This is a genomic window from Salmonella sp. JXY0409-18 (genome assembly GCF_020268625.1).
GTDB classification, from domain to species: domain Bacteria; phylum Pseudomonadota; class Gammaproteobacteria; order Enterobacterales; family Enterobacteriaceae; genus Salmonella; species Salmonella enterica.
On the sequence record NZ_CP084216.1, the window covers coordinates 1,593,597 to 1,608,479 of the forward strand.

The following is a 14,883-nucleotide window of genomic DNA, read 5'->3' on the forward strand; positions in this document are numbered from 1 at the left end:
CCTGGCGAATAAACGTGAAAAAGAGAAGCGCTGAGTTGACGAAGTCGTGCTTCTGCCATCTTAAGAGCAGAAAATGTTAAATTTTTAACGTTTCTCTTTCCTGGCGCAGAACAGTCAATAAAGAAAAGGGTCAGGCTGCACCCTGGGGCGCAGCCGAAAAATGCGAAACTTAATCCGCGCGCCCCATATAACGGCGCTCTTCGATATGAATGCGGATTTTCTCACCTGCGCTCAGGTATTCGGGAACCTGAATCACCAGACCGGTGCTTAATGTCGCGGGTTTGTTACGTGCGCTGGCGGACGCTCCTTTAATACCCGGCGCGGTTTCGACGATTTCCAGATCCACGGTCTGCGGAAGCTCTAGCGCCAGCAGTTGGCCGTCCCAGGTCAGAACCTGCATATCCGGCATTCCGCCTTCAGGCATAAACAGCAACTCTTCTTCAATCTGATCTTTGGTGAAGGTATACGGCGTATAGTCTTCTTTATCCATGAACACATATTCGTTGCCATCGACATAAGAAAAGTCAACGCCGCGACGGCTCAGGGTGACGGTATCAACGATATCGTCGCCTTTGAAACGTTCTTCCACTTTCAGACCGGTGCGGACATCGGAAAAACGCATTTTATACAGTGTGGCGGCGCCACGGGCGGTAGGCGACTGAATGTCGATATCTTTCACAATCAGCAATTTGCCGTTGTAGTTCAGTACCATACCTTTTTTGATTTCGTTCGCTCTTGGCATCGAGGAGATCCTGTTGTAGAGATTATCTAAAATATCGCGTAAAACTACTCGCGCCGGGCCGTCCAGGCAAGTGGAATTGTCACTTTTGCTGGTGCAAAAAAGGTGATACTGTTCGCCCGCTTTCCGCCCCGCATTCAACGAGAATACGCGATGGCATGTCGCCCGGAGGGGGAAGTGTGCTGTGTTGTCCCTTCTGTTTCCAGCCTTGTCTTCGGAATGTCTGAGGGCAGGCCTGATCATGATGACGTCCACATTTTAAATCTGGATTTTTCTTTGGACAAATTCTGTTATCTTTCATTTGGTTATAAATAGAGGGGCTGAGCATGGACTGTCGTAGCGGTTGTGGCGCTTGCTGTATTGCGCCTTCAATTTCGTCGCCGATACCCGGAATGCCGAATGGCAAGCCGATGAATACCAGATGCGTGCAGCTTTCGGAAGATAACTTGTGCCTTATCTTTGGCTCGCCTTTACGCCCAAAAGTGTGCTCTGGTTTGCAACCGACAGGGGACATGTGTTTAACGACCCGGGAAGAGGCCATTATTTATTTGCTGGAACTCGAACAGAAAACTTTACCATGAGCTAAGCCGCTTTTGATAAATGCGTAGGGGCTTATGTTATATCCCGAAATAGTCTGAAAAAGCTGCGCATCAAATTACCTCCTTTTACCATTAAATAGCGTAATACATGCTTCCCTTATTTCGTGGCTTCTGAAGCGGTAGATGTCGCCGCTCAACCCCGTTGGTGACTGAGCGTGTACCGAATAAACCGTCACACAAAACAAAAACGATCAATTTTATTTATATGATAGTTTCTATCTATTAAAAAGAGGGATTTTGATCGATTTTAATTATTTATAACGATCGATATCGTGAATTTGATAGTTTATATCTATCATTGATGTATTTACCGATCGATATAACCAGTGTGAATGTGTTGTTATTTTCCTTTAAAATACTCGAATTCTTATGTGTGGGTTTTATCTTATGAAGAAATATACGTTCGCAGCCAGGGCGTTTATTTTTACGCTGGTGTTGCTTTTTGTTATTTCAGTATTCGGGTTGACTATTAGCGTTTTAAAAGGGATGTGAAATGCGGGGAGAAAATAGTGAAATTGATTTAGTCGACGTTTCCTTATTCCTTATAAGAAAATGGCTAAGTATCATGATCGCTACCTTTATTTTTGTTGCCATTGGCTATGTTTTTGTGAGCGTGCAGCATGATACAAAGGTTGTGAGTATGACAATCAAACCTAATCTGGATACGCCTGCTACCTATGCGTTATGTGGCTATACTAATGATATTCAATGTAAAACAACGGTTATCCTTAACCAGTTTAGCCGTTTCTTGCCTGCGGAATATAAAAATAAAATAAGTTTTGACGCGAAAAATCAGCTTGTCTTTTTTAAGGCGCAGGGGAGGGAAGAAAGCGTCAATAATATTATTTCCACCCTGAAAAATAGTGTCGATAAAATGGCAGCATGGTATATCGATGATGGTGACATTAAACGTTATGGCGTGCATAAAAATATGTTAAAAACGGAAACATATGCAAAGCTATCATTGTTGTCGGAGGCGGTTAAAAATAATGCTAACATTGAAGTGATAGATGTTGCTGTAACACCAAAATATAAGATGCGGCTGGTGTTGGTCCTTTGCGGGCTGATGGGCGTAATTTTCTCAATAACCGGTCTTTTATGTAAGAGGGCGCTTACAGAATATCTTATTGAGAAAAAGACAATGAATGACCGCGCATGAACATTGCGCAGAGATAAACTCTGCGCTGAAATGTGTCGAAGAGTAAAAGTATCAGGCTTGCAAGTTAAACATCTTTAATACGCGCCAGGCAGAACATGGTGGCGACAATCATAACTAACGCAAACCAGAAGACCGCATGATAATTCCAGATTTCTGCAGCGATTCCCGCCAGCGAACCGGCAATGATCCAGCCGACGCGAATGGTATTGGTATACAGCGTGGTGGCTGAACCCGCCTGGCCTGGCATGAGATCCTGAAAATAGAGCATGCCAATCCCGCCAAGAATGCCGATGTAAATCGCGTTCAGCAACTGCAAGCCGAGCAACGTCGCCGGTGCGTGCGCCAGCAACATACCCGCATAAAAGCACAGTCCGGCGACAACGGCGATGCACATTAACAGGCGTTTTCCCAACCGTTTGGCGAAGTAACCTGCAATCAGCATTGTGGGAATCTCCAGCCCGGCGGCGGTGCCCATCATCACGCCTGCAAGTTTTTCCGGAAGATGCAGCTCATTGATGATAAACAGCGGCATATTAATGATATACAGGCTGTTAGTTCCCCACATTAACGTACAGATGACAAACAGCAACAGCGTATCGCGGCGATTACGACGCGGTGCTTCCAGCGTGCCGGTTGCCAGCGGCGCATCTTTGCGCATTGACGGTAAAAAGAACCACACCATGACGCCGCAGACGATAAAAGCTACCGCCGCGCTCAAATACATCACCGTAAAGCTAAAACCCATCGCCAGCGCATAGGCCAGCGGCGGCCCAATGACCCAGGCCAATGAGACCTGGGCGCGGAGGATTGAGCTGAACATCACCGCTTCACGACCTGTACGATCGGCATGTTCACGGGCCAGCGCAAACATCTGCGGGTTGGCGGTAGAGCCGAAGCTACTGAGAAAGACGCCGATGAACAGCAAAATAAAGTAGTTGCGGTTCCAGGCAAACAACACGCAGGCCAACATGCCCAGCACACAACAGAAAACGATCAGTTTTTTGCGATCGCCTTTTTTATCTGAGCGACCGGCCAGAAACTGGCTCACGATAATGCCGATAACCGCGCTGCCGGTAAAAAAGAATCCCACCATGCCGGGACGGGCGTGAACCTCATCCGTCAGAAAAATACTGAGCGTCGGCGTCTGTAACGCACCGGCAATACCGGTGAGAAAAGCGACGATCAAAAAGGCGGTAGACGTCAGGTCAAATGATTTAGGCGCAGCGGCGGCGGGACTGTTGTGCATGTTTCTATATCAGTGGTGTGAAGAGAGGCGGAGTTTACGCTGCCCGTCAGAAAATAAACAGGCGTCTGAATCAAAATCGACACGAAAAATCAAAATAGCATTCCAATTTGTTACCAGGGTGTGCTGACGCAAGCTGAAAGAAAAAAGCTGAAGCCTTTTATGCGTCAGCTATTGAGGGGCTGTTGGAGAAAAAATGTGCTTCACCTCAAAAAATTGCTACAAAACCGGTAACTTTTCTTGCGTGCTGAAGCAGAAAGATCCAGACTTCTTGAAACGTTTCAGCGCGATCTGGTTTTTTTTGATAACTCAGATTGGCGCTTTTTTTCTCATAGTGGCTGAATCGTTTCAATTCAGCAGGAGAGGAGACACATGTTCCAGTTATCGGTTCAGGACATTCATCCGGGCGAGCAGGCCGGAAATAAAGAAGAGGCCATTCGGCAAATCGCCGCCGCGTTAGCGCAGGCGGGGAATGTGGCGGGCGGCTATGTTGACGGTATGCTGGCGCGCGAACAGCAAACCTCGACCTTTCTTGGCAATGGTATTGCGATTCCCCATGGCACAACAGACACGCGCGATCAGGTGCTGAAAACCGGCGTCCAGGTCTTTCAATTCCCGCAGGGCGTTACCTGGGGAGAAGGCCAGGTCGCCTATGTGGCGATTGGTATTGCCGCCAGTTCGGACGAACACCTCGGCCTGCTGCGTCAGCTGACGCATGTGCTGAGCGATGACTCCGTGGCTGAACAGCTGAAATCCGCGACAACGGCAGAAGAGCTGCGCGCATTGCTGATGGGCGAGAAGCAAAGTGAACAATTAAAACTTGATAACGAGACGATGACGCTGGATGTCATCGCCAGCTCGCTGATCACATTGCAGGCGCTAAATGCGGCGCGTCTGAAAGAGGCGGGAGCGGTTGATTCGGCGTTCGTCGCAAAAACGATTAACGACAGTCCGATGAATTTGGGACAAGGTATCTGGCTGAACGACAGCGCGGAAGGCAATTTGCGCAGCGCTGTTGCGGTAAGCCGTGCGACCCAGGCGTTTGACGTAGAGGGTGAAAAAGCAGCCTTATTAGTCACTGTCGCGATGAACGACGAGCAGCCGATTGCCGTGCTAAAACGCCTCGGCGACCTGTTGCTGAACAATAAAGCCGATCGTCTGCTGAGCGCCGACGCCGCGACGCTGCTGGCGTTGCTGACCAGTGATGATGCGCTGACGGATGACGTACTGAGCGCGGAATTTGTAGTGCGTAATGAGCATGGTCTCCATGCCCGTCCGGGCACCATGCTGGTGAATACGATTAAACAATTTAACAGTGAAATTACCGTGACAAACCTTGATGGAACCGGCAAACCGGCAAACGGACGTAGTCTGATGAAAGTGGTGGCATTAGGCGTGAAGAAAGGCCATCGTCTGCGCTTTACCGCGCAGGGTGAAGATGCTGAACAGGCGCTGAAAGCGATTGGCGATGCGATCGCCGCCGGTCTCGGGGAGGGCGCATAATGAGCAGGCGTGTTGCCACCATTACCCTTAATCCGGCTTACGATCTGGTTGGGTTTTGCCCTGAAATCGAACGCGGCGAAGTGAACCTGGTGAAAACCACGGGTCTGCACGCGGCGGGCAAAGGCATTAACGTTGCCAAGGTGCTGAAAGACTTAGGCATCGACGTCACCGTCGGCGGTTTTCTCGGTAAAGATAACCAGGACGGTTTTCAGCAATTGTTCAGCGAACTGGGCATCGCTAACCGCTTTCAGGTGGTTCAGGGCCGGACCCGCATCAACGTGAAGCTGACGGAAAAAGATGGCGAAGTGACCGACTTCAACTTTTCCGGCTTTGACGTGACCCCCGCAGACTGGGAACGCTTTGTTAACGACTCCCTGAGCTGGCTGGGTCAGTTCGATATGGTCTGCGTCAGCGGTAGCTTACCGGCTGGCGTGAGCCCGGAAGCGTTCACCGACTGGATGACGCGTCTGCGCAGCCAGTGTCCATGCATTATCTTTGATAGTAGCCGTGAAGCGTTAGTCGCCGGTCTTAAAGCTGCGCCGTGGCTGGTGAAACCGAATCGCCGCGAACTGGAAATTTGGGCGGGTCGTAAGCTCCCGGAAATGAAAGATGTGATTGATGCGGCGCACGCGTTACGCGAACAGGGTATCGCCCATGTGGTGATTTCGCTGGGGGCGGAAGGCGCGCTGTGGGTTAACGCCTCAGGAGAATGGATCGCTAAACCACCGGCAGTTGACGTGGTAAGTACCGTCGGCGCAGGCGATTCCATGGTTGGCGGATTGATTTACGGCCTGCTGATGCGCGAGTCCAGCGAACATACGCTGCGTCTGGCGACGGCGGTTGCCGCGCTGGCGGTCAGCCAGAGCAATGTGGGTATTACCGATCGTCCTCAGTTGGCCGCAATGATGGCGCGTGTCGACTTACAACCGTTTAACTGACAGCAGGAGAGGCATAATGAAAACGCTGCTGATAATTGACGCTAATCTCGGCCAGGCTCGCGCTTACATGGCGAAAACCCTGCTTGGATCGGCGGCGCATAAAGCAAATCTGGAAATTATCGACAATCCGAATGATGCTGAGCTGGCGATCGTGCTGGGCGAATCTCTGCCGAACGACAATGCTCTGAACGGCAAAAAGGTTTGGCTGGGGGATATTGGTCGCGCCGTCGCGCATCCGGAACTGTTTCTGAGTGAAGCCAAAAGCCATGCGACCCCTTACAGCGCTCCTGCTGCGGTTGCTCCTGCGGCGAGCGGCGGTCCGAAACGCGTGGTCGCGGTAACGGCCTGCCCGACCGGCGTCGCCCATACTTTTATGGCGGCTGAAGCCATTGAAACCGAAGCGAAAAAACGCGGCTGGTGGGTAAAAGTCGAAACGCGCGGCTCCGTGGGGGCCGGCAATGCCATCACCCCGGAAGAGGTGGCGGAAGCGGATTTAGTGATTGTGGCGGCGGATATCGAAGTGGATCTGGCGAAGTTTGCCGGTCTCCCGATGTACCGCACGTCGACCGGCCTGGCGCTGAAAAAGACGGCGCAGGAGCTGGATAAAGCCGTAGCGGAAGCAACGCCGTATCAACCGGCGGGTAAGGCATCGCAAGCGGCGACCGAAGGGAAGAAAGAGAGCGCTGGCGCATACCGGCATCTGTTGACGGGCGTTTCTTACATGCTGCCTATGGTGGTTGCCGGGGGACTGTGTATCGCGCTTTCCTTCGCCTTTGGTATTGAAGCCTTTAAGGTGCCGGACACGCTGGCGGCGGCGCTGATGCAGATTGGCGGCGGTTCGGCGTTTGCGCTGATGGTGCCGGTACTGGCGGGTTATATCGCTTTCTCCATCGCGGATCGCCCAGGCCTTACGCCAGGTCTGATTGGCGGTATGCTGGCGGTTAGCACCGGTTCCGGTTTTATCGGCGGGATCATTGCCGGCTTCCTTGCCGGGTATATGGCGAAGCTTATCAGTACCAAACTGAAACTTCCGCAAAGTATGGAAGCGCTGAAGCCAATCCTGATCATCCCGTTAATTTCCAGTCTGGTGGTGGGGCTGGCGATGATTTACCTGATCGGTAAACCGGTTGCCGGGATTCTGGAAGGGCTCACCCACTGGCTGCAAACCATGGGGACGGCAAATGCGGTGCTGCTGGGCGCGATTCTCGGCGGGATGATGTGTACCGACATGGGCGGCCCGGTGAACAAAGCGGCGTATGCGTTTGGCGTTGGTCTGCTGAGTACGCAAACTTACGCGCCGATGGCGGCGATCATGGCCGCAGGTATGGTACCGCCGTTAGCGCTGGGTCTGGCGACGATGGTGGCGCGTCGTAAGTTCGACAAAGCGCAGCAGGAAGGCGGTAAAGCGGCGTTGGTGCTGGGGCTGTGCTTTATCACTGAAGGCGCTATTCCGTTTGCGGCGCGCGACCCGATGCGTGTACTGCCGTGCTGTATCGTTGGCGGCGCGTTGACCGGGGCTATTTCTATGGCGGTAGGCGCAAAATTGATGGCGCCGCATGGCGGTCTGTTTGTTCTGCTTATCCCAGGCGCAATTACGCCGGTATTGGGATACCTGCTGGCAATTGTGGCCGGTACGCTGGTGGCAGGGCTGGCTTATGCCGTCCTGAAACGTCCGGAGACGGAAGTCGCGGCAAAAGCGGCGTAAGAGAAACACGCTAAAAAAGGCAGAGCGCGCTCTGCCTTTTTTATTGCCTGAAGAACATTGCGCGTCAGGCCACCGCTTCGGCAATTTGCTGGGCTTTTAACCACGCAATCTCTTCCGCCCAGATATCAGGATTGATGGTCTCCAGTATCAGCGGAATACCGTCAAAACGCGCATCCTGCATAATCCAACGAAACGCATCGTGGCCGATATTGCCTTCACCCAGACTGTGATGGCGGTCAACGCGGCTACCGAAGGCGCTTTTGGCGTCGTTCAGGTGCATTCCGCGCAAATACTGAAATCCGACAATTTTCCCGAATCCGGCGAACGTTTTTTCGCACGCCTCTGGCGTACGCAGATCATATCCGGCGGCAAAGGCATGGCAGGTATCGATACAGACGCCAACGCGCGACTTATCTTCCACGCCGTCGATGATGGCGGCTAACTGTTCAAACTCAAACCCCAGATTACTGCCCTGACCGGCTGTATTTTCGATAACCGCCGTAACGCCCTCGGTCTGCGCGAGGGCAATATTGATGGATTCCGCGATCCGCGCCAGGCAATCCTCCTGTGCAATCTGCATCAAATGGCTACCGGGATGAAAATTAAGCAAGGTTAAGCCGAGTTGTTCACAGCGTTGCATTTCATCGAGAAAGGCATCACGTGATTTTTCCAGTGCTTCACTGACCGGATGGCCCAGATTAATCAGGTAACTATCGTGGGGAAGAATTTGCGCCGCCGAGAAATGATACTTTTCACAGGCGATTTTAAAGTCATCAATGACCTGGGGAGTAAGGGGGGCGGCACGCCACTGACGCTGGTTTTTTGTGAAAAGCGCAAAGGCCGTTGCGCCAATTTCAGCCGCGCGGGCAGGGGCGTTAGCCAGACCGCCAGCAGCGCTGACGTGCGCTCCGATGTATTTCATAAAAGACTCCTGTTAAACCCGCTAACGGTTCATTACGAACGCTATGATAACGGGTTAACAGGCGTGAAACGTAATAATTTATGCGATAAGGCTATGGATTAGGACGTTAATGGCGCCACCGCCAATAATCAGCCAGGCGAATAATGCCAGCGCCATCAGCAGCGGTTTCGCCCCCGCTTTTTTCAATGCGCTAACGTGAGTGGTCAGACCCAACGCCGCCATCGCCATCGCCAGCAGTACCGTGTCCAGCGTCACCAGCATATCCACCACGGCTTTCGGCAGCAGGTGGAAAGAGTTGAAGATCGCCACTACGATGAAGAAAATAGCAAACCACGGAATGGTAATTTTGCTTTTTTCCGCGCCGGTCGCCGGGGAAAGCTGTTTAACGCGTGCTGCCAGAATGATCAGGAACGGCGCCAGCATCATGACACGCAGCATCTTAGCGATAACTGCCGCATTTTCCGCATCCGGGCTAACGGCGTGACCCGCTGCGACCACTTGCGCGACTTCATGCATGGTTGAGCCGATATAGATGCCGTAAGTTTCCGGGCTGAACCAGTGCGCCAGCAGCGGATACATTGCCGGGTAAAGGAAAATAGCGATGGTGCCGAAAATAACGACAGTCGCGACGGCTACAGTAACCTTACTGGCTTCCGCTTTTACCACCGGTTCTGTCGCCAGTACCGCCGCCGCGCCGCAGATACTGCTACCGGCGCCAATCAGCCAACTGGTGTGCCTGTCCAGACCAAAGACTTTTTGGCCTAAGAAGCAGGCCAGCATGAACGTGCTGGAAAGCGTTAATACGTCAATCACAATACCGCTAATGCCCACATCGGCGATTTGTGAAAAGGTAAGGCGGAAGCCGTAAAGGATAATCCCTAAACGCAGCAGATGTTGTTTTGCAAACAGCACGCCGCCGTCGCATTGTTTCCATATTTGTGGATAGACGGTATTCCCGATAACCATACCCAGCAGGATAGCCAGGGTCAGGGCGCTGAACCCCGCGCCTGCAACGGCAGGGATAGCGCCGCCCCACAGGGCGACTCCTGTAATGACGGCGCTCAGAGCGAGCCCCGGTATAAAATGCCACATTGTACGACGATGATTCTGCAAGGTGAGTTCTGTCATAACCTTCTCCTGTATATGGACAATAAGGTTACGGTGATCTGGTTTAAAAATAAAATTGATTATATATTTATAATTAATCTTTATAAGTGGTAAGTGAAACGCTATCGGTGGGATACGACTATGCATATTACGCTACGACAACTTGAAGTGTTTGCTGAAGTACTGAAAAGCGGTTCAACAACCCAGGCGTCGGTCATGCTGTCATTATCGCAGTCCGCCGTTAGCGCCGCGCTCACCGATCTGGAAGGTCAGCTCGGCGTACAGTTGTTTGATCGGGTGGGGAAACGGCTGGTGGTCAACGAACATGGGCGCTTGTTATACCCGCGCGCTCTGGCATTGCTGGAGCAAGCGGTAGAAATTGAGCAGCTATTTCGTGAAGATAACGGCGCGATACGGGTTTATGCCAGTAGCACCATCGGCAATTACATTTTACCCGCCATGATTGCCCGCTATCGCCAGCATTATCCGGCCTTGCCGCTGGAACTCAGCGTGGGAAACAGCCAGGACGTGATTAACGCGGTGCTGGATTTTCGGGTTGATATCGGCCTGATTGAAGGACCATGTCACAGTACAGAGATTATCTCTGAGCCGTGGCTGGAAGATGAGCTGGTGGTCTTTGCCGCGCCGTCCTCGCCGCTGACGCAGGGGCCGGTGACGCTGGAACAGCTTGCGGCATCCCCATGGATTTTACGCGAGCGCGGTTCCGGTACGCGGGAAATTGTCGATTATTTACTGTTGTCGCACTTGCCGCGCTTTCATATGGCGATGGAGTTGGGGAATTCAGAAGCGATCAAACATGCGGTGCGTCACGGACTGGGGATAAGCTGTTTATCGCGCCGGGTGATTGCTGAACAACTCCAGGCGGGAACCCTGGGCGAAGTCGCGGTGCCGTTACCGCGCCTGGTGCGCACGTTGTGGCGTGTTCATCATCGGCAGAAACATCTTTCTAACGCGTTGCAGCGTTTTTTGAGTTACTGTGAATAAAGGTGAAGAGGAGGGCTGCCCGGGCGGCATCGCCATTTTTAGTATCCGCTTACGTATACGTTATTCTCTGCTTTACTTATAATCCGTGGCCGGTCATGAAGGTCTCTTATAACCGCGCATTTGTGTCGGAAGGATAGTATTTCGTCTGTTACAATCGCGCCTCATTTTTTGGATGGATAGCATTTTCACATGGGTTCCAAAACTAAAACCACAGAAGCGCCCGCGCTACGTCGCGAATTAAAGGCGCGTCACCTGACGATGATTGCCATTGGCGGCTCCATCGGGACAGGTCTTTTCGTTGCATCTGGTGCGACAATTTCTCAGGCGGGGCCAGGCGGCGCGCTGTTTTCTTATATTCTGATTGGTTTGATGGTCTACTTCCTGATGACCAGTCTTGGCGAGCTGGCGGCCTATATGCCGGTATCTGGCTCGTTTGCGACATATGGTCAGAACTATGTGGAAGAAGGCTTTGGTTTCGCGCTGGGCTGGAACTACTGGTACAACTGGGCGGTGACTATCGCTGTTGACCTAGTTGCCGCACAATTGGTGATGGGCTGGTGGTTCCCGGATACGCCGGGCTGGATCTGGAGCGCGCTATTCCTCTGCGTCATTTTCTTGCTGAACTACATTTCCGTACGCGGTTTTGGCGAGGCGGAGTACTGGTTCTCGTTAATTAAAGTCGCGACCGTTATTATCTTCATCATCGTTGGCGTAGCGATGATTATCGGCATCTTTAAAGGTGTCGAGCCGGTCGGCTGGAGCAACTGGACGACGGGCGATGCGCCTTTTGCTGGCGGTTTTGCGGCAATGATTGGCGTCGCGATGATCGTGGGCTTCTCTTTCCAGGGAACTGAGCTGATTGGTATTGCCGCCGGGGAATCTGAAAACCCGGAGAAGAATATTCCGCGCGCGGTGCGTCAGGTGTTCTGGCGTATTCTGCTGTTTTATGTTTTCGCGATTTTGATTATCAGCCTGATCATTCCTTATACCGATCCAAACCTGCTGCGTAACGACGTCAAAGACATTAGCGTCAGTCCGTTTACCTTAGTGTTCCAGCATGCGGGCTTGTTGTCTGCGGCGGCGATAATGAATGCGGTTATCCTGACGGCGGTACTGTCTGCGGGCAACTCCGGAATGTATGCCTCGACCCGTATGCTCTACACCCTGGCCTGTGACGGTAAGGCCCCGCGTATTTTTGCGAAATTGTCCCGCGGCGGCGTACCGCGCAATGCGCTTTATGCCACCACCGTGATTGCCGGTCTTTGCTTTTTGACCTCAATGTTCGGCAACCAGACGGTCTATCTGTGGCTGTTGAACACCTCCGGTATGACGGGCTTCATCGCCTGGCTGGGGATTGCCATTAGCCATTATCGCTTCCGTCGCGGTTACGTGATACAAGGGTATGATGTGAATGATTTGCCGTACCGTTCCGGGTTCTTCCCGCTGGGGCCGATTTTCGCCTTTGTACTGTGCCTGATTATTACGTTGGGGCAGAACTATGAAGCGTTCCTGAAAGATACCATCGACTGGGGCGGCGTCGCGGCGACCTATATCGGTATTCCGCTGTTCCTGCTTATCTGGTTCGGCTACAAGCTGATAAAAGGCACGCATTTCGTGCGCTATAGCGAAATGCACTTCCCGGAACGCGTTAAAAAGTAACGCGGTATTCTCGTCATGGCCGGATAAGGCTTTATACCGCTATCCGGCACTGACTGCCTGAACCTGACCCTTCTAACCCTCTCATTCGAGAGGGTTTTTTGTTTTTTCTTCATGATTGGTTCAAATGACATAATTATTAACAATTAAATTGATAATTATTATCGTTTGCTTTATCGTTACGCTCGAAATCAGAAAGGATGAAGATTCGGGCGCGACCGTCACTCATGAGCCCGACTCGCCTGCATAAAAAGAGTTCGCCGTGATAACTGTTATCGCAGGCGAAACGTAATGCGTTGTGAGCGATAACCGATTTTTTTGTCGTATTTACCTCATGGAGAAATGGAATGTTTAGGTTTAACCCTTTCGTTCGGGTAGGGCTTTGTATGTCCGCAGTTACGTTGGCCTGGCCGGTTGCCGCGGCAACGGATGATGGTGAAACCATGGTCGTTACCGCGTCCGCTATTGAACAAAATCTGAAAGATGCGCCAGCAAGTATCAGCGTCATTACCCAGCAAGATTTACAGCGCAGGCCCGTGCAAAACCTGAAAGATGTCCTGAAAGAGGTGCCGGGCGTACAGCTCACTAACGAAGGGGATAACCGTAAAGGCGTGAGTATTCGTGGTCTGGACAGCAGTTATACGCTGATCCTGATCGACGGTAAGCGCGTTAACTCCCGTAACGCGGTCTTCCGCCATAATGATTTTGATCTGAACTGGATACCGGTTGACGCTATCGAACGCATTGAAGTGGTGCGTGGCCCCATGTCCTCGCTGTATGGCTCCGATGCGCTGGGCGGCGTGGTCAACATTATTACCAAAAAAATTGGTCAGAAATGGCACGGTAGCGTCACGGTTGACTCCACTATTCAGGAACATCGCGACCGTGGCGATACCTATAACGGCCAGTTCTTTACCAGCGGTCCGCTGATCGACGGCGTGCTGGGAATGAAAGCCTACGGTAGCCTGGCGAAACGCGGAAAAGACGAGCAGCAGAGTTCCGCCACCACCGCTACGGGTGAAACGCCGCGCATTGAAGGATTTACCAGCCGGGATGGAAACGTCGAGTTTGCCTGGACACCAAACGAAAATCATGACGTTACCGCAGGCTACGGTTTTGATCGCCAGGACCGGGACTCCGACTCGCTGGATAAAAACCGTCTGGAACGGCAAAACTACGCGTTGAGCCATAACGGACGTTGGGATCTCGGTAACAGCGAGCTCAAGTTCTACGGCGAAAAAGTGGAAAACAAAAACCCCGGCAACAGTAGCCCTATCACGTCAGAAAGCAATTCGATTGACGGGAAATACGTTCTGCCGTTAGCGTCTGTCAACCAGTTCCTCACCTTCGGCGGCGAATGGCGTCACGATAAACTGAGCGATGCGGTCAACCTGACCGGCGGTTCCAGTACTAAAACCTCCGCCAGCCAGTATGCTCTGTTCCTTGAAGATGAGTGGCGCATCTTCGAACCGCTGGCGCTGACCACCGGTATTCGTATGGATGACCATGAAACCTATGGCGATCACTGGAGCCCGCGTGCTTATCTGGTCTATAACGCAACGGATACCCTGACGGTGAAAGGTGGGTGGGCCACGGCCTTTAAAGCGCCGTCGCTATTGCAATTAAGTCCGGACTGGGCGACCAACTCCTGCCGTGGAGGATGCCGCATTATCGGTAGCCCGGATCTGAAACCTGAAACCAGTGAAAGCTGGGAGCTCGGCCTTTACTACCGTGGCGAAGAAGGCATACTGGAGGGCGTGGAAGCGAGCGTTACCACGTTCCGTAACGATGTGGACAATCGCATCAGCATTAGCCGTACCGCTGACGTTAACGCCGCGCCCGGCTATTCCAACTTTGTCGGTTTCGAAACCAATAGTCGGGGACAGCGCGTTCCGGTCTTCCGTTATTACAACGTGAATAAAGCGCGTATTCAGGGCGTGGAAACTGTCGTTGAATTACACCTATAACGACGGACGCGACGTCAGTAATGGCGGGAACAAGCCGCTTTCCGATCTGCCGTTCCACACCGCGAACGGTACGCTGGACTGGAAACCGGTGCAGCTCGAAGACTGGTCATTCTACGTATCAGGGAATTATACCGGGCGTAAGCGGGCCGACAGCGCAACGGCGAAAACGCCGGGTGGGTACGTGGTCTGGGATACCGGCGCGGCATGGCAGGCGACGAAAAATGTTAAACTGCGTGCGGGCGTTCTGAACGTGGGCGATAAAGATCTCAAACGCGACGACTACGGTTACACCGAAGACGGACGTCGTTACTTTATGGCGGTGGATTACCGTTTCTGACAG

The 14,883-nt window shown here is 52.3% G+C and carries 12 protein-coding genes and 1 pseudogene; 9 read left to right on the top strand and 4 right to left on the bottom strand.

Going from position 1 to position 14,883, the window contains the following annotated elements; genetic code table 11:
* Positions 1-169: 169 nt before the first annotated feature.
* Entirely contained in the window at positions 170-742 is a 573-nt protein-coding gene (yeiP, locus tag LDB27_RS07485) for an elongation factor P-like protein YeiP (RefSeq protein WP_001136822.1), read from the bottom strand.
* A 323-nt stretch (positions 743-1,065) separates the two neighbouring features.
* Between yeiP and LDB27_RS07490 the strand changes: the two genes are divergently transcribed.
* From LDB27_RS07490 to LDB27_RS07500, 3 genes are all read left to right on the top strand, one after another.
* Positions 1,066-1,320: a YkgJ family cysteine cluster protein gene (locus tag LDB27_RS07490; RefSeq protein ID WP_001523448.1), complete on the top strand. Its 255-nt coding sequence runs from the start codon at positions 1,066-1,068 to the stop codon at positions 1,318-1,320.
* Between the two features lie 387 nt (positions 1,321-1,707).
* Positions 1,708-1,830, top strand: coding sequence for a membrane protein (locus LDB27_RS07495; protein WP_001519564.1), 123 nt, complete (start codon positions 1,708-1,710; stop codon positions 1,828-1,830).
* Position 1,831: 1 nt separating this feature from the next.
* Entirely contained in the window at positions 1,832-2,497 is a 666-nt protein-coding gene (locus tag LDB27_RS07500) for a GNVR domain-containing protein (RefSeq protein ID WP_023231108.1), read from the top strand.
* 64 nt (positions 2,498-2,561) lie between these two features.
* On the opposite strand, the gene setB is transcribed toward LDB27_RS07500, so the two are convergent.
* Positions 2,562-3,743 (bottom strand): sugar efflux transporter SetB, encoded by a 1,182-nt coding sequence (gene setB, locus LDB27_RS07505; RefSeq protein WP_000551934.1) that lies wholly within the window; start codon positions 3,741-3,743, stop codon positions 2,562-2,564.
* A 369-nt stretch (positions 3,744-4,112) separates the two neighbouring features.
* Here setB and fruB point away from each other — a divergent pair, with 369 nt between their 5' ends.
* The 3 genes from fruB to fruA are packed head-to-tail and all read left to right on the top strand — an operon-like array spanning position 4,113 to position 7,886.
* On the top strand, positions 4,113-5,243 hold the full coding sequence (gene fruB / locus LDB27_RS07510; RefSeq protein ID WP_225519935.1) for a fused PTS fructose transporter subunit IIA/HPr protein: 1,131 nt from the start codon (positions 4,113-4,115) through the stop codon (positions 5,241-5,243).
* A complete protein-coding gene (fruK, locus tag LDB27_RS07515; RefSeq protein ID WP_000091249.1) occupies positions 5,243-6,181 on the top strand; it encodes a 1-phosphofructokinase in 939 nt (312 codons plus the stop codon). Before fruB ends, fruK begins: the two co-directional genes overlap by 1 nt.
* A gap of 16 nt (positions 6,182-6,197) precedes the next feature.
* A complete protein-coding gene (gene fruA / locus LDB27_RS07520; protein WP_000854488.1) occupies positions 6,198-7,886 on the top strand; it encodes a PTS fructose transporter subunit IIBC in 1,689 nt (562 codons plus the stop codon).
* 64 nt (positions 7,887-7,950) lie between these two features.
* On the opposite strand, the gene nfo is transcribed toward fruA, so the two are convergent.
* Both nfo and LDB27_RS07530 read right to left on the bottom strand, forming a co-directional pair.
* A complete protein-coding gene (gene nfo / locus LDB27_RS07525) occupies positions 7,951-8,808 on the bottom strand; it encodes a deoxyribonuclease IV (RefSeq protein ID WP_000873912.1) in 858 nt (285 codons plus the stop codon).
* A gap of 78 nt (positions 8,809-8,886) precedes the next feature.
* Entirely contained in the window at positions 8,887-9,936 is a 1,050-nt protein-coding gene (locus tag LDB27_RS07530) for a YeiH family protein (protein ID WP_000137966.1), read from the bottom strand.
* A 120-nt stretch (positions 9,937-10,056) separates the two neighbouring features.
* Here LDB27_RS07530 and yieE point away from each other — a divergent pair, with 120 nt between their 5' ends.
* The 3 genes and pseudogenes from yieE to cirA all read left to right on the top strand — a co-directional run bounded on the left by yieE (position 10,057) and on the right by cirA (position 14,880).
* The gene (gene yieE, locus LDB27_RS07535) at positions 10,057-10,920 is read left to right on the top strand and encodes a DNA-binding transcriptional regulator YeiE (protein ID WP_000548316.1); all 864 of its coding nucleotides are present in this window, start codon (positions 10,057-10,059) and stop codon (positions 10,918-10,920) included.
* Between the two features lie 189 nt (positions 10,921-11,109).
* The gene (lysP, locus tag LDB27_RS07540; RefSeq protein ID WP_000534999.1) at positions 11,110-12,579 is read left to right on the top strand and encodes a lysine-specific permease; all 1,470 of its coding nucleotides are present in this window, start codon (positions 11,110-11,112) and stop codon (positions 12,577-12,579) included.
* Between the two features lie 344 nt (positions 12,580-12,923).
* Positions 12,924-14,880: pseudogene (gene cirA, locus LDB27_RS07545) on the top strand (catecholate siderophore receptor CirA).
* Positions 14,881-14,883: the final 3 nt, after the last annotated feature.

Bases quoted from the DNA above. Each gene is read 5' to 3' on its own strand.
- yeiP (WP_001136822.1), bottom strand. From the start codon at position 742: ATGCCAAGAGCGAACGAAATCAAAAAAGGTATGGTACTGAACTACAAC.
- LDB27_RS07490 (WP_001523448.1), top strand. From the start codon at position 1,066: ATGGACTGTCGTAGCGGTTGTGGCGCTTGCTGTATTGCGCCTTCAATT.
- LDB27_RS07495 (WP_001519564.1), top strand. From the start codon at position 1,708: ATGTGTGGGTTTTATCTTATGAAGAAATATACGTTCGCAGCCAGGGCG.
- LDB27_RS07500 (WP_023231108.1), top strand. From the start codon at position 1,832: ATGCGGGGAGAAAATAGTGAAATTGATTTAGTCGACGTTTCCTTATTC.
- setB (WP_000551934.1), bottom strand. From the start codon at position 3,743: ATGCACAACAGTCCCGCCGCCGCTGCGCCTAAATCATTTGACCTGACG.
- fruB (WP_225519935.1), top strand. From the start codon at position 4,113: ATGTTCCAGTTATCGGTTCAGGACATTCATCCGGGCGAGCAGGCCGGA.
- fruK (WP_000091249.1), top strand. From the start codon at position 5,243: ATGAGCAGGCGTGTTGCCACCATTACCCTTAATCCGGCTTACGATCTG.
- fruA (WP_000854488.1), top strand. From the start codon at position 6,198: ATGAAAACGCTGCTGATAATTGACGCTAATCTCGGCCAGGCTCGCGCT.
- nfo (WP_000873912.1), bottom strand. From the start codon at position 8,808: ATGAAATACATCGGAGCGCACGTCAGCGCTGCTGGCGGTCTGGCTAAC.
- LDB27_RS07530 (WP_000137966.1), bottom strand. From the start codon at position 9,936: ATGACAGAACTCACCTTGCAGAATCATCGTCGTACAATGTGGCATTTT.
- yieE (WP_000548316.1), top strand. From the start codon at position 10,057: ATGCATATTACGCTACGACAACTTGAAGTGTTTGCTGAAGTACTGAAA.
- lysP (WP_000534999.1), top strand. From the start codon at position 11,110: ATGGGTTCCAAAACTAAAACCACAGAAGCGCCCGCGCTACGTCGCGAA.